The sequence below is a fragment of the Sporosarcina sp. NCCP-2331 genome, from assembly GCF_023707945.1.
Classification (GTDB): domain Bacteria; phylum Bacillota; class Bacilli; order Bacillales_A; family Planococcaceae; genus Sporosarcina; species Sporosarcina cascadiensis.
In genome coordinates, this window is sequence record NZ_BRCD01000014.1 from 25,816 (window position 1) to 39,879 (window position 14,064).

The 14,064-nt window shown below is 43.4% G+C and carries 14 protein-coding genes; 1 reads left to right on the forward strand and 13 read right to left on the reverse strand.

Translation table 11 applies throughout. From position 1 onward, the window contains the following. Positions 1–274: 274 nt before the first annotated feature. From hpf to flaG, 6 genes are all read right to left on the reverse strand, one after another. Positions 275–832, reverse strand: coding sequence for a ribosome hibernation-promoting factor, HPF/YfiA family (hpf, locus tag NCCP2331_RS09815; RefSeq protein WP_251670329.1), 558 nt, complete (start codon positions 830–832; stop codon positions 275–277). A gap of 120 nt (positions 833–952) precedes the next feature. Continuing rightward, positions 953–1,336 carry a PilZ domain-containing protein gene (locus tag NCCP2331_RS09820; RefSeq protein WP_251670331.1) on the reverse strand — a complete coding sequence of 128 codons (384 nt, stop codon included), beginning with the start codon at positions 1,334–1,336 and terminating at the stop codon, positions 953–955. Between the two features lie 68 nt (positions 1,337–1,404). Then, positions 1,405–1,758, reverse strand: a complete 354-nt coding sequence (gene fliT, locus NCCP2331_RS09825) for a flagellar protein FliT (protein WP_251670333.1) — start codon at positions 1,756–1,758, stop codon at positions 1,405–1,407. Next, positions 1,755–2,156 carry a flagellar export chaperone FliS gene (fliS, locus tag NCCP2331_RS09830; protein ID WP_251670336.1) on the reverse strand — a complete coding sequence of 134 codons (402 nt, stop codon included), beginning with the start codon at positions 2,154–2,156 and terminating at the stop codon, positions 1,755–1,757. Before fliS ends, fliT begins: the two co-directional genes overlap by 4 nt. Positions 2,157–2,189: 33 nt before the next feature. Next, positions 2,190–3,773: a flagellar hook-associated protein 2 gene (locus NCCP2331_RS09835; protein WP_251670338.1), complete on the reverse strand. Its 1,584-nt coding sequence runs from the start codon at positions 3,771–3,773 to the stop codon at positions 2,190–2,192. A 19-nt stretch (positions 3,774–3,792) separates the two neighbouring features. Further along, positions 3,793–4,167 carry a flagellar protein FlaG gene (gene flaG / locus NCCP2331_RS09840; protein WP_251670340.1) on the reverse strand — a complete coding sequence of 125 codons (375 nt, stop codon included), beginning with the start codon at positions 4,165–4,167 and terminating at the stop codon, positions 3,793–3,795. A 226-nt stretch (positions 4,168–4,393) separates the two neighbouring features. Between flaG and NCCP2331_RS09845 the strand changes: the two genes are divergently transcribed. Further along, complete coding sequence (locus tag NCCP2331_RS09845; RefSeq protein ID WP_251670342.1) at positions 4,394–6,361, forward strand: methyl-accepting chemotaxis protein; 1,968 nt, start codon at positions 4,394–4,396, stop codon at positions 6,359–6,361. Between the two features lie 93 nt (positions 6,362–6,454). On the opposite strand, the gene NCCP2331_RS09850 is transcribed toward NCCP2331_RS09845, so the two are convergent. The 7 genes from NCCP2331_RS09850 to iolG form a co-directional block, all read right to left on the reverse strand. Further along, complete coding sequence (locus NCCP2331_RS09850; RefSeq protein ID WP_264879246.1) at positions 6,455–7,606, reverse strand: MFS transporter; 1,152 nt, start codon at positions 7,604–7,606, stop codon at positions 6,455–6,457. Positions 7,607–7,714: 108 nt separating this feature from the next. Continuing rightward, the gene (fba, locus tag NCCP2331_RS09855) at positions 7,715–8,593 is read right to left on the reverse strand and encodes a class II fructose-1,6-bisphosphate aldolase (RefSeq protein WP_251670346.1); all 879 of its coding nucleotides are present in this window, start codon (positions 8,591–8,593) and stop codon (positions 7,715–7,717) included. A gap of 24 nt (positions 8,594–8,617) precedes the next feature. Next, entirely contained in the window at positions 8,618–9,685 is a 1,068-nt protein-coding gene (locus NCCP2331_RS09860; protein WP_251670348.1) for a tartrate dehydrogenase, read from the reverse strand. Positions 9,686–9,719: 34 nt separating this feature from the next. Beyond that, positions 9,720–11,153, reverse strand: coding sequence for an aldehyde dehydrogenase family protein (locus NCCP2331_RS09865; protein WP_251670350.1), 1,434 nt, complete (start codon positions 11,151–11,153; stop codon positions 9,720–9,722). Next, on the reverse strand, positions 11,150–12,124 hold the full coding sequence (locus NCCP2331_RS09870; protein ID WP_251670352.1) for a transketolase family protein: 975 nt from the start codon (positions 12,122–12,124) through the stop codon (positions 11,150–11,152). Before NCCP2331_RS09870 ends, NCCP2331_RS09865 begins: the two co-directional genes overlap by 4 nt. After that, positions 12,102–12,965 carry a transketolase gene (locus tag NCCP2331_RS09875; RefSeq protein WP_309296367.1) on the reverse strand — a complete coding sequence of 288 codons (864 nt, stop codon included), beginning with the start codon at positions 12,963–12,965 and terminating at the stop codon, positions 12,102–12,104. Before NCCP2331_RS09875 ends, NCCP2331_RS09870 begins: the two co-directional genes overlap by 23 nt. A gap of 42 nt (positions 12,966–13,007) precedes the next feature. Continuing rightward, on the reverse strand, positions 13,008–14,024 hold the full coding sequence (gene iolG / locus NCCP2331_RS09880) for an inositol 2-dehydrogenase (RefSeq protein WP_251670354.1): 1,017 nt from the start codon (positions 14,022–14,024) through the stop codon (positions 13,008–13,010). Between the last annotated feature and the right edge of the window lie 40 nt (positions 14,025–14,064).

A 14,064-nucleotide genomic window follows, 5' to 3' on the forward strand; every position in this document is an offset into this window, starting at 1 on the left:
TTCTGTGTATTTTACAGAAATTATACAGCCTGTGCTCATAACGCTGCGCTTTTATTCGCAAAAGCCGTTCTTCGTGACGGCTTTCGCTCCGCTCAGTCCAGGGTCTTCGGCTCGTGCTGTTCCCGCAGGAGTCGCCGCCTTCCTCTCCAATCCCTTTGTACGTAGAGTTTACCAATCATTGTTCTTTGAATTAATCAATTAACATAAATCTGTTATGTAAAAAGAAAAACAAGTGACGAAAACCAAAATGGCTTTCATCACTTGCTTGAGTAAATTAGTTTGTTTCAATCAGGCCGTATTTGCCGTCTTTGCGCTTGTAGACGATGTGTGTGCCGTCTGATTCTGAGTCAGTGAAGATGAAGAAGTTGTGGCCGAGCATGTTCATTTGAAGAATGGCTTCTTCTTGATCCATCGGCTTCAAGTCGAACTGCTTTGTGCGGACGACGTTGAAATCTTCATCTTTCGCTTCTTCCACACTATTGCTATTGTCTTCAACCGATTGGAAGTAAGCCGCTACGCCTTCGCGTTCGCGTGATTTTCGGTTGACACGTGTTTTATATTTACGGATTTGACGCTCCAGCTTGTCGACGATCAAGTCAACCGCCGCATACATATCGTTATGACGCTCCTCTGCGCGAAGTGTCAAATTCTTCATTGGAATCGTTACTTCCACTTTAGTTTGCTTATCATTGTAAACTTTCAAATTTACGTGAGCTGTCGCATTCACTTCTTCTGAGAAATAACGCTCCAGTTTTCCTACTTTCTTTTCAACGTACTCTCTGATCGTCGGAGTTACCTCGACGTTTTCACCGCGGATATTAAAGTCTAACATATGAACTCCTCCTTTAATTGAACCTTCACTACTATACTTCTTCATAGTACCCTTAAAACCCTTTTACAAACTCGAGAAATTTGCTGAAAGACCAAGAATCTTTGTCTGGCTGAATGAAAATCACTCAGGTTTTTTCCCGTTTTGGATCTCAGCACGTTTACGGAGCTTCAACTCTTCAATAATCAGCGCATCCGCCTGCTGTTCTTCACCGAAATCAAAGCCGTACTGGAAACCGTGCTCCGCTTCTTGTTTCCATACCACCACACCCGCGAGCTCAAATGGATGCTGATGAAGAGTGAACTCCAGTTGCAGTTCAATTTTATTCGACTGCAGCGGCAAATCAAGGAACGTGAAAAATTTAACACCGCCTGTACTGATATCCAGCAGCTCGCATTCCCCTTCATTAGATAATCTGTTTCCTTCTCCTTCCAGCTGAATTCGAAACTTCGCGGGAAGACGTGGCTCGAACTCATACCGGAAATAGTCATGCCGGTTATAGCGCATAAGCTATTCTCCCTTCCAATTAAAATTTTATGTAAAAAAACCGAAAGAGATGCGCTCTCTTCCGGTCATTATTGCTTTGTATCGTAATAGGCACCGTCCGGGTTAATATTTCCATAAGGATTCACGTAGCTGCCCATATTCTCTTTTTTCGCTTGCGCTTCCACGATATTCACACGAATGTCTTTCATAAAACGGGCAAGATTCGCCTGTACTTCTTTTTCAAGCTGAACAAGTTCCCTGCCTGCCTCTTCTTCTTCCGCTGTGAACGGCTGAACAATATGAGCCTGCAATTTATCCCGGTCATCCAGCAATTGCTCGATTTGTTCAATCACCTTTTCGCGCTCTTCTTCATCCACCTGTTTCGTCAGCCCGATCAATTGATGAGAACGGTCACGCCACATGGCCATGGCAGCACGGATCATATTTCACTCACGTTGGCGTATTGTTTCGAGCGGTTCACCTGGATAACCTGCTTCCATGTATCACGGAATTCCTTAATGATTCCTGAAGCTTCATCAAACAGCGCAGGATCATTCTGGATGTTGCCATCGATCAACCGGCTGTTGACAAACTCATACAGCACCAACATATTCTTGGCAACCGGATAAGAAGTATCCAGCGTCAACATCAATTCCGTCACAATCGCCTGTGCTTTTTGGATCGCCACATTTTTATCTTCAAGCTTGCCTTCTTCCAGCGCCATCTTCCCCTGCTGAATGAACTTGAGGCATCCGTTGTAAAGCATCAAAGTCAATTCACCAGGCGTAGAAGTCGTCACCGTGTTGTTTTGATATGCTGCATAAGGATTGTTTGTAGCCATTTTATGTCAATCTCCTTTTTCATACAAAGTTATTTACATGCCGCCGCCGAGTGATTGCATCAATTGTGCAGACTGTGCGTTTGCACGCTGTATCGCCCGTTCCATCGCAGCGAACTGTTTATAGTAGCGCGTTTCCATCATCTGCAACTTATTTTCAAAGCGGTCGATTTGTTTGTCCATGCTTTTGAGTGAACGTCCCAATGCGAAAGTGTCGTTGACTGCTGTAGAATTACCAGCTTTTTCTGAGATGGATTTCTGTGCTGCCGCAAGCTCTTTACGGAAGTCCTGTGCGATACCGGAGTTTGTACCCGCCGTTCCATTTACACCTTTTTCGTCTTTAGCATCGCGGCCGATTAAGTCATAGACTGCATTTGGATTTTCCGCGATTTTTGAACGAAGTGTATCTTCATTGATAACAAGTTTACCGTTATCTGAATAGCTTTTGGATGGTTCGATGCCGAGATCTTTCAGGCTGATTTTCATGGATTCACCATTAGCATCAGTAGTGATTACACTTTTCGTCATAATCCCTCGAAGGTTTGTCAGCATACTGGAAATCGCAGGATCGTTTCGCAGCGTACCACTTTTTGCTTTTTCTTCCCACAGCTCGATTTCTTTTTCTTTCATGTCTGCTTTCTGCTCATCTGAAAGCGGATGGAAGTCACGGAAGTTTTTCTCTTTGATTTTACTGTTAAGTTTTTCGATCATTTCATTGTAGTCGTTTACGAACTGGACTACTGAGTCGACGATTTTATCAGAGTCAGCGGAAGAACTAAATGTGACAGGTGAATCGGTTACTTGTTTTAGCGTTACTTCGAAACCGTTTATTTGGAACGTGTTTGATTCGCGCTGAGTTTCAAGACCATTAAATACGAATATAGCATTTTCTCCTTTAGCAGAGAGAGCTTGATCATTAGTAGGTTTATTTGATGGATTTAAAGCATCGTCAGGTACAAACACATCAGTTAATTTTAGTTTATCACCAAGATTACCACCTGCAATATTTTCTATCTTAATTTCTGTGTCTCCACTATTCTTTGCAGTTAATGCAATCCTGCCAGTATATTCATCGTAAAATGCATTTACGCCAGTTTCTTTATTAATTTGGGCAATAACAGCACCTATCGAATCACTAGAAGAAACCTTGATATTCTGTGATTTACCACCCACAGATATTTTGATTTCTGACGTATCACTTATAGAACTGTCAAAACTTTTTAATTGCATAGTTGCAATCTCACTCTCTGAGAGGTTAACCTGCTTGTCGTCAACAGTTTTTGTTAGCTTACCACTCTGCAACGTGGCTTGCGTAGCCAACTGCTCAACCTTTAAAGTCCCCGAAAAGTCATTCGAAGCATTCAAAGACTTAATACTAACCGCCTTATCATCCGAAACGTTAACATTCTTCTGCAAGTACGTACTCTGCTTAATTACCGTATCAAACAGCTTATCACTCGTTTTGCGGAGATCGCGGTTGATGCTGCGGTAGTCTTCCATCTGCCATGTTGTGTATGCTTTCTTCTGCGTAATTTTATCAAGCGGGATCCGGTGCGCTTTCATCATGTCTTTGATAATTTGATCTGTATCCATACCGGATGCTAGTCCACCAATTCTCATTGGGCTTCACACCTTTTCCTTAAATTTTACGATCGATTAACAGTCCTACGAATTCTTTCATGGAAGCGTACATGTCCATCAGTTTCTTTGGCGGAATTTCTCGTACCACTTCATTTGTCTCTGAATCTACGATCGCTACATAGTATTCATTCAGCTTATCATGAAATGTAAATCGCAGCTGCGTGTTGACACTTTCGAGGAACTTGTTCATCCCGTCTGTCAGCTGTTTCGCTTCACTTTTCGTCAGTTCTTTTCTTTCCTCAGGCGATTGCTGCTGCCTCGGGTCTTTGATTGCCTGCACTTCTGCAATTGGTCTTTCATTTTCAATGGGCGCATTTTCAAAGGATGTCTGTACTGGATGCGGCGCGGAACCACTGCCTATTCGGCTCACCATGATGGAACCCCCCGTCTTTATATCTGCATTGTTACTTATAGTATCGGAATAAAATTGACGATGTTGAGTCTGTGAAATGAATTTCTTCTGTCTATTCAATTTCGACAAAATAAGATAAACTATTTAAATTAGTAAGAAAATTGATATCGCACTAATTACATGTCCACATCTTCCAAAAGTATTGTAAGATAGATAGTATCTATGAGAAAAGGAGCATAATTCCCCCATGTTTCAATCGATTAAGACTAAACTCACATTACTTGTCATATTACTCGCCGCCATTGGAATTCTGACCATGACAGGAATCAGCAGCTGGCTGGTCAAAGAGAGGACAGAAGAAAATATCATCGAATCATCTGATTCCATTCTGCATGAAATGCGCCTTTCCATTGAAAAGGAACTGCAGCAATACAGCAAAGGAATCGCGCTGCTGACGGAATCTCAGGATTTCAAACAGGCAACCGCCGATGAAGGACAGGCTGAATTGGTCGCGGCACTCGATAATGTACTGGCCACATATCCGAACATTTCAAGCGGTTATATGTCTTTTGTTTCAAAAGACACGACGATTCGTCCGCATGTGGATTTAACAGGCTTTGATCCGACAACGCGTGAATGGTATGGGAATGCTGTGTCTGCGCCAAATGAAGTGCATTGGACCAAACCGTATATTGATGAGGCGACAGGTGAATTTGTCATCAGTGCTTCAAAAGCGGTGCAGAATGAAGGTAAACTGGCCGGCGTGGTGGGACTGGATATCCAGCTGGCTACGATGACCGAGGAAATTTCGGCAAGCGATATTCCGTATAACGGCTATGCATTCCTGCTGGATACGGAAGGAAATGTGATTGCCCACCCGACGTCCGGTGGAGAAAATTTAATGGACCAGAGTTATGTCGCAAAGATGTATGAAAAAGAAAAGGACCACTTTAAATTCACGAACGACGGCTCGGAAAAAGTGGATATGTACACAACGATTCCTGATTTGGACTGGAAACTCGGAATCATCTATGAAGTTTCCGATATGAACGCACTTGCAGCCGGCTTGCGAAATGTCATGGTTATTGCTGCAGCCGTCACGCTAATAATTTTGGCAGCAGCTATGTTCATTTTCATCAGCCGTATGCTGAAACCGATTTTCCGTCTGCAAGAGAAAATTCAGGAAGTTTCAAACGGCGATCTGACAGTCCGTGCGAATATCCAATCAACAGATGAAATCGGCGCACTCGGCAAAGGATTCGATCAGATGCTTGAGCAAATGAATGGTTTGATTACGACAGTTACGCATTCTGCATCGAATGTTCTGGCCAGTTCACAAAATCTCAGCGCTGTTTCCGAAGAAACGAATGCGGCGAGCGAAGAAATTGCCCATGCCCTGCAGGAAATCACCCGCGGAGCTTCGAATTCTGCAGAGAACGCAGAAAATGCTTCGACGCGTGCTGACCTGCTGAACCAGCAAATTGTGGAAGCTAATGATACAGCCAAGGAAATGGACAAACTGGCAAATGAAGCAGTGTCCGTCAACGCTGACGGACGCACGCAAATGGGAATTCTGAAACATTCATTCAATGACTGGAATCGGGATCTGCAACAAATGAGCGGGATGATCGGCACGCTGGAAGATAAGGTGAAGGCGATCAGTTCAGTAATCGATGCCATTACGAATATTTCTTCCCAGACGAATTTATTGGCATTGAACGCGAGCATTGAAGCAGCGAGAGCCGGTGAACACGGAAAAGGCTTTGCAGTAGTGGCGGATGAAGTGCGCCAGCTGGCTGAACAGTCTGCCCGCTCGGCTGAACAAGTGCGCTCAACCGTACACGAATTGCAGGAAGACACGCAGCATGTCATTCAGCAAATGGCAGGAACCCGCGATACATTCGAGCGTCAAAGCGGCGTGGTTCAGGATACGGAAGGCGTCTTCGAGAAGATTTCAGGATTCATTGGTGATATGCAGTCGCGCATCAAAATTGTGAGCGATGATCTGCGTGAAATGGATGTTTACAAAAATGATGTCGCCGACGAGATCCAGAACTTACTGGCCACGACAGAAGAATCTGCAGCAGCCTGCGAACAGGTAAACGCTTCGTCCGACGAGCAGCTGCACGCCATCGGCACAGTCGCGGAAGCAGCAGAAACACTGACCCGGCTGAGTGAAGATCTCAGTATGGCGGTGGAGCGGTTTAAAGTATAGGATTAAGCCGTCCTGGGAGTTTTTCCTAGGACGGCTTAATTGTTATATTCAAGTGATTGACATGCCTGGAAGATAGGTTCCTTCGGCAGCGGATTATACATTTCCATCGGCTGAAGAAGCTCTTTGGTCCCTTCCTCTGTTTATTAATACAAAAGCCGATAAGAGTGTAATAAGTGCAGTTACACGGAACATATTGGCTAATCCGATTGCTTCTGCCGCATATCCGGCTAATAAAGGCCCCACAAAGATGCCTATAGCGTAAAATGATTGGTAATAACCCATTGCTGACATTTTTAACTCAGCTGGACTGATTCGTACGACTTCACTCAATAATACAGGGAAAGCATAACCCAGAGATAATCCCAGTCCACTGTGATACAGCAATAACTCGGTTAAAGAAGAAGAATTAGCAATCAGCAAAATAAATAATGCGGAAGCGGCGAAGCTAATGAACAATAAAACGTAAGTGGTGTTCGGTTTCAGATTCAGGAAAACCAGAAGTAACGATATGCAGGCATGAGGCAGGAAAAAAGCGCTCATTAACCAGATATATTGAGTCTCTGTCATGCCGAACGTGTCAGCGAGAATTACACTGAAACCGAAGATCGTAATGAACAACAGGGCATGCGCTATTAACGATAAAAAAGTGATGGCTTTTAATCCTCTAATCATATGGGTCCTTTGGAAGTAACTGAAAAACGGCAATCCCACAGTCTCTGCTTGAACACTTTTGACTTCCTGTATCCGCAAGCAAAAATACATACCGAAAACCGAAAAGACTGCGCCCAATAGAAACGGGAATTTCCAGCCAAATAAATGTATTAAATATCCGCTGATTGCTACACAGAAAAACTGGGTAATGACTGTATTAAACTGCATAGTGCCCATGCCTTTTGAGGCTTGCTCCTTATTAAAGTAATCTGAATACAGGACGGTTGCCATCACCCACATCGATGCGTTAATGCCTGCCATTAATCGCGCCAGTAATACTATATAAAACGAATCAAAAAAGACTAACAGTAAACCGCTGAGAAATGCGCTTATAAATCCTGCGATCAGCATATGCTTTCTGAAATTGACTAATCTGTCAGACAAGATTCCGAGTGGCAGCCTGAACAACACTTGGGTTAATCCGTAACTGCCTAAGATCAAGCCTATCGCAGTATAAGAGAAATTGATTTTTTCCAAGTATACACCGAATAGAGGAGAGTATATATAGAGTGAAAACCAAAAACAAAAAACCATTAAGTTAAAGTTGATATGATTCCGTACAGTTGCATGAGTGATATATTGTTTATTGGTGAGTAAAACTCTTTATCCCTCCCTTATCAGCTGAATACCTTGCTAAAACACTTAGTTTGTCACAAATTCATATTTTTTCGAAGAGCCAAATTCGCGCATTTTACCGACTACGCTTTCTCTGATTGCTTCCCGGCTTGGCCCCAGGTATTTCCGGGGATCGTAAACCGCAGTATTCGTTTTAAGGATTTCTCGTATTTTTTCTGTCTGAACCAATTGGTTTTCTGTATTGACATTTATCTTTGCCGTTCCAAGCGAAATGGCCCGTTGAATATCCTGTAACGGAATTCCCGTTCCGCCATGAAGCACAAGCGGTATGTCCAGTAAACCGGCAATCTCTTCCATTTGATCAAATCCTAAATTAGGCTCTCCTTTATAGGGGCCATGGACAGAGCCCAATGCCGGTGCAAAACAGTCGACCTTTGTTTCATCTGCCAATTTCAAGCATTCCTCCGGGATGGCGTAAAACATTTCTGATTCATCCACAATCAAGTCATCTTCCTGTCCGCCGATTCTTCCAAGCTCGGCTTCTACAGACACACCATGAAGATGCGCCAGCTCAACGACTTTCTTCGTAAGTGAAATATTTTCTTCTAAAGGCAGATGAGAGCCATCAATCATAACCGATGTAAAGCCTGCATGTATGGCCTCTGCGCATTTCTCAAAACTGGAACCATGGTCCAGATGGACAGCTACCGGAACCGTAATTCCTTTCGCTTCAACAAACGCTTTCACCATAGCCATCACTGTTGGAAATCCATCCATATAGCGTGCTGCACCTTCTGAAACACCCAGTATGACAGGAGAATTTTCTTCCTCTGCCGCTTCTAAAATTGCTTGAATATATTCCATATTATTTATATTAAACTGTCCAACTGCGTAACCGTGTTCTTTCGCCTTGTTAAGCATGTCTTTCATCGAAACTAATGGCATAGCCCCTGATCTCACCCTTCTTTTTTATTGTAGCTCCAGCATTTCTATAACACGGTCTCCTACCTCATTTGTTTTAGACTGACCACCCAGGTCGGGAGTGAGCGTTTTTCCTTCTGCAAGCGTTTTTTCAATCGCCTGTAATATTTCGCTTCCTCTCTGCTCATAGCCAAGAAAGTCCATCATCTGACTTACCGACCAAATAGCGGCAAGGGGATTCGCAATTCCTTTGTGGGCGATATCAGGCGCAGAACCATGGACAGGCTCAAACATGGATGGAAATTCTTTTTCAGGGTTCAGGTTGGCTCCTGCCGCTAGCCCCATTCCGCCTGCCAACGCCGCCCCGATATCCGTCAAGATATCTCCAAAAAGATTGGAGGTCACTACTATTTCAAACCGGCCGGGATCAGTAATCATCAGCATGGAGGCAGCGTCAACGAGATAAGAGTATGTGGTAACTTCAGGGAACTCTTTGCCAATTTCCTCGAATATTTCGTCCCAAAACACCATCGAGTAATTCAGGGCATTTGCTTTACTTACGCTTGTCAGTGTTTTATTTTCCTTTTTCGCTGCTTCGTATGCATAACGAATGATACGCTCTGTTCCTTTACGAGAAAACACGCCCGTCTGAAGAACCACTTCTTCCGGTTTCCCCTTAAACAACCACTCACCTGCTCCTGAATATTCACCTTCACTGTTTTCACGAATAAAAAGCATATCAATATTTTGCTTGGTTCCATTGACCACTGCAGATTTGACTCCATCTAGCAATCTAATCGGACGCAGGTTTACATATTGGTCAAAGTTCCTTCGGATTGTAATCAGCAGATCGCGAAGCGAAACATGGTCAGGCACTCCCGGATAGCCGACTGCTCCCAGGTAAATTGCATCGAACTCTTGAAGCTGCTCAATTCCATCTTCGTCCATCATCTTTCCTTCGGCCAGATAGTACTCGCAGCCCCAAGGAAAGTAAGTAAATTGAAATTGAAAAGTCCCATCCATTTCAGCAACTTTCTTCAATACTTTTATTCCTTCCTCTGCCACTTCGGGGCCGATTCCATCTCCTGCAATTACTGCTATTTTTTTAATTTCCATTACAGTTCACCCTTTTCGATTATCAAGCAGCATTTCAATCCAGATTGACAACGACTGTCACTGTATCTACTAAATCTTGAATTGCATAGGCAGGTCCTTCTTTACCATTTCCGCTCTCTTTCACACCGCCATACGGCATCTGATCTGTCCGGTAACAGCAAGTGTCATTGATGATCACTCCGCCAACCTCCAGCAAATGAGGAAGCTTATAAGATAATTGAAGGTTGGAAGTGTAAATGCCGGCCTGAAGTCCATATTTAGAGTCGTTTACCTGTTCGATTGCTTCTTCGATCATGCTGAATTCTGTGACCGAGACAACCGGAGCAAACAATTCTTCATCTAGCACCTTCATGCCTTTTTTTACTTCCGTCAGGACCGTCGGCTCAAATAAATTATCTTTACGAGTGCCTCCTGCAAGAATTTGAGCACCTCCGGAAACTGCTTCTTGAATCCATCCTTCCACGCGCTCAGCTTCTTTTATATTAATCATCGGGCCTACGTCAGTATCAGAAAGTGTTGGGTTACCTACTTTTAATGATTCGACAGCGGGCAGGAAAACTTGCATAAATCGCTCTTTGATTGATTGGTGAAGGAAGATCCTTTGAACGGAAATACAGATTTGTCCGGCATGGGCAAATGACATTTTTGCGAGTTTAGCAGCAGCCTGTTCGACGTCTGCATCTTCATGCACAATCGTCGCCGAGTTGGAACCCAGCTCTAGTGTGGATTTGCGTAATCCAATCGTTTTTTGGATGTGTTTTCCAACGCCGGGTGAGCCGGTAAATGTATAGTGCGCAATCCTGCTGTCATTCAGTAGTTGCTCCCCGACAGTTCTTCCACCGCCAATTACGCACTGGACGTATCCTTCAGGCACTCCGGCTTCCTCCAATATTTCACATAAGCGGATTGCAAGGCTCGGTGTTTCGGATGCCGGCTTAATGATAATTGGATTTCCTGCCGCCAGTGACGGCGCCACTTTATGAACAACTAAATTTAACGGGAAGTTAAATGGCGTAATTGCAGCTACCACCCCAACCGGCTTTTTGATCGTATACAAAAACCTGCCGGCAGCATTATAATTGGGAATGATTTCACCTACAAGCTTTTTAGATTCATCTGCAGCCATTTGGAATGTGGCTGCAGATCTAGTCACCTCAATCAACGCATCGCTTAACGGTTTTCCTCCCTCTTTTGCAATGATCTCAGCTAATTCTTGTTTGCGGTCTAGCAGGAGTTCCGCAGCTTTCGTCAATATACTGACACGCTTTTCCACTTCAAATGGAGTTTTTTTGAATGCCTTCTCAGCCGCCTGGACCGCTTCATCGACTAATCTTTCATCCGCCACACTGACTTCTGCAAAGGTTTCTTGAGTGTATTTATTCAATACACTCATTTTTTCGTCAGTTTCTATCCATTTTCCATTAATAAATAGTTTTTCTTGATTAATTGATGTTTGAATTGAAGTCATCTGATCTGTCTCCTTTGCTTACTTTTTTTCAGGACCTTCCTTACTGCTGATTCGATATGAATGCTGTCAATCTCGTACTTTTGTAGAAGTTCTTCATTGGGAGCCGACTCGGCATTGACATCTTTTACTCCGACCCGCTGCATTGGTACCGGTATCTCTTCGACGAGAACTTCGGCAACCGCACTCCCCAAACCGCCATAAATGCTATGTTCTTCTGCAGTGACAATCGCGTGTGTATTTTTCGCAGCATCGATAATTGCTTCTTTATCAAGCGGCTTAATCGTCGGCATGTGAAGTACGGCGACAGACACCCCTTCTTTTTCAAGTGATTCTGCAGCTTCAATTGCACGGCTGGTTTCTGTCCCTGTAGAAATGATCGTTACATCATTTCCTTCCTTCAGTTTGACCGCTTTGCCCACTTTAAACTGGTAATCATCAGAAAAGATAACGGGATATGGATCGCGGGCCAGACGTATATATACTGGACCGTCATATTCATTTGCAAATTCCATCATTTTCTCGACTTCTGTGCTGTCAGCCGGTGCTAACACAGTCATATTGGCCAAAGTCCTGAAAATCGCTATGTCTTCAAGTGCCTGATGTGTTTTACCAGTCAGACCTGTTAGTAACCCGCTGTATGCGCCAATCATTTTTACATTCAAATTCGGCTGTGCAATCTGTACCTGTATTTGATCAATCGCCCGTTTTGAGAGAAAAGCAGCAAAGGTCACTGCCCACGGCTGCAGGCCTGTAGTTGCCAGGCCTGAACATACGCTTAACATGTTTTGTTCGGCGATACCCATCTGTAAAAATTTCTTCGGATTCTCATGGGCCACGATATCGATTTTTGTACTGTTTGCCAAGTCTCCATCCACTGCGTAGACTCTTTTGTCTTTCTGTGATAGCTCCAAAATTTTCGCTCCAAATATATCTCTCATAGTTTCTTTTTTATCTGATAATAGACTTTTCATTAGATGATCCCTCCGTCTCTAGTTCTTCTAATGCATTTGCTAATTCGTCATCTGTCGGAATTCTCGAGTGCCAGAGGTATGCATTTTCCATGAAGCTGATCCCTTTACCTTTTACAGTATTTGCAATGATCATAGTAGGCTTCCCTTTAATTTCTTTTGCTTCATTAAATGCGGCTTCCATGTCTGAGAAGTTATGGCCGTCAATTGTGATTACATGCCAGCCAAATGCTTCCCAGCGCTTATGCGGATTTTCCACTGGAATCTCACGTGCACCGCTTTCGCCATTCCAGCCGAATTGCTGTAATTTATTGTAATCGAGTATTCCTACCAGATTGTCCAGTTGATATTTGGAAGCAATATCTGCTGCTTCCCATACTTGACCTTCTTGTGATTCTCCGTCCCCTACTATGCAGTAAGTTCTGAATGTTTTCTCCTGTAACTTTCCGCCCAAGGCAATTCCAACAGCTGCCGAAATACCCTGTCCAAGAGAGCCTGTTGACATATCCAGTCCAGGCAGAGTCTTCATGTCAGGATGAGCCTGCAGACGTGAGTTCAAAGAATCAAAAGTTTTTAATTCTTCTTCGGGTAAATATCCCCTCTGTGCCAGTACTGCATACAGACCGATAGCAGAGTGACCTTTAGATAAAACAAAACGATCACGATCCGGATCTTTCGGCTGTTCTGGATCGATATTCATTTCTTCAAAATATAAGTATGTCATTAAATCTATAGCCGACATAGGTCCGCCGACATGCCCTGCACCTGCAAAATGTACGGTTTCTATAACATTTTTTCGTGCCAGTATCGCTTTTACCTGTAAATCTTTCATCGTCATGGTCATCGTAATTCCTCCTAGCTTACAAATTAGATTAAGCGCTTTACCTTACAAATCTATTGTTCCGATTTTAACCGGTCGTCCTTGTTCATATGAAGTCTTGGAAGCTTTTGCAATGATTTCTGCCTGCAAGCCATCAAATCCGCTACACACTAACGGCAGATCGTTCTGTATGGAATCAATAAAGGCAATGGTTTCTTTATGATAAGCCTCTTCGTAGCGTTCCAGGAAAAAATGTTTTAAAGGATCCTTTAATGAACCATTTTCCGTACTCAACTCCACGCTTGAGTTCCGATCATTATCACACGTCAAATTTCCTTCCGAACCAAAGACCTCTACTCGCTGATCATAGCCATAAACAGCTTTTCTGCTATTATCAATCACCCCAAGCGCACCATTTTCGAATTTCAATGTAATGATCGCCGTATCAATATCGCCTGCTTCTTTTATATACGGCTCAACCAGATTAGCTCCTGTGGCAAAGACTTCCACTACTTCGCTGCAGGCAAGATATCTTGCCATGTCAAAATCGTGGATAGCCATGTCAAAAAATAACCCGCCTGACTTCAAAATATATTCTGCGGGGGGCGGCGCCGGATCCCTTGATGTAATCTTAATCATCTGCGGACTGCCAATGCCGCCTTCTTTTACAATTGAATGGATCCTGGAAAAGTTCCGGTCAAATCGCCGATTAAAACCTACTTGAAATTTAACACCTGCAGATTCAACAGCTTCCAGTACCTCTTTGGTCTCTTCTGTTGAAAAACTAATGGGCTTTTCGCAAAAAATATGTTTTCCTTTTGAAGCGGCTTCCTTAATAATCCCAGCATGTGTGCTCGTTGGCGAACAAACGAATACCGCATCAATTTCCTCGTCTTCAATTATGTCTTTATAATCTGCGACGATCTGTTCGATTCCTAATTCCTCTGCCCAATCCTTCATACTATCAAGAAAGATGTCAGATATTGATTTTAGTTTGATATTTGGATTTGTGATGATATTTTCAGCATGCAATCTGCCAATACGTCCCGCGCCGATAATTCCAAGCGTAGTTACTCTCCGCACTTGCTAACACCTGCCTCTATCTTACTAAATAGTTTATATT

Bases quoted from the DNA above. Each gene is read 5' to 3' on its own strand.
- NCCP2331_RS09850 (WP_264879246.1), bottom strand. From the start codon at position 7,606: ATGGTTTTTTGTTTTTGGTTTTCACTCTATATATACTCTCCTCTATTC.
- fba (WP_251670346.1), bottom strand. From the start codon at position 8,593: ATGCCATTAGTTTCGATGAAAGACATGCTTAACAAGGCGAAAGAACAC.
- NCCP2331_RS09860 (WP_251670348.1), bottom strand. From the start codon at position 9,685: ATGGAAATTAAAAAAATAGCAGTAATTGCAGGAGATGGAATCGGCCCC.
- fliT (WP_251670333.1), bottom strand. From the start codon at position 1,758: ATGATCCGTGCTGCCATGGCCATGTGGCGTGACCGTTCTCATCAATTG.
- NCCP2331_RS09865 (WP_251670350.1), bottom strand. From the start codon at position 11,153: ATGACTTCAATTCAAACATCAATTAATCAAGAAAAACTATTTATTAAT.
- NCCP2331_RS09875 (WP_309296367.1), bottom strand. From the start codon at position 12,965: ATGACCATGACGATGAAAGATTTACAGGTAAAAGCGATACTGGCACGA.
- NCCP2331_RS09845 (WP_251670342.1), top strand. From the start codon at position 4,394: ATGTTTCAATCGATTAAGACTAAACTCACATTACTTGTCATATTACTC.
- fliS (WP_251670336.1), bottom strand. From the start codon at position 2,156: ATGGCTACAAACAATCCTTATGCAGCATATCAAAACAACACGGTGACG.
- flaG (WP_251670340.1), bottom strand. From the start codon at position 4,167: ATGGTGAGCCGAATAGGCAGTGGTTCCGCGCCGCATCCAGTACAGACA.
- NCCP2331_RS09870 (WP_251670352.1), bottom strand. From the start codon at position 12,124: ATGAAAAGTCTATTATCAGATAAAAAAGAAACTATGAGAGATATATTT.
- NCCP2331_RS09835 (WP_251670338.1), bottom strand. From the start codon at position 3,773: ATGAGAATTGGTGGACTAGCATCCGGTATGGATACAGATCAAATTATC.
- hpf (WP_251670329.1), bottom strand. From the start codon at position 832: ATGTTAGACTTTAATATCCGCGGTGAAAACGTCGAGGTAACTCCGACG.
- NCCP2331_RS09820 (WP_251670331.1), bottom strand. From the start codon at position 1,336: ATGCGCTATAACCGGCATGACTATTTCCGGTATGAGTTCGAGCCACGT.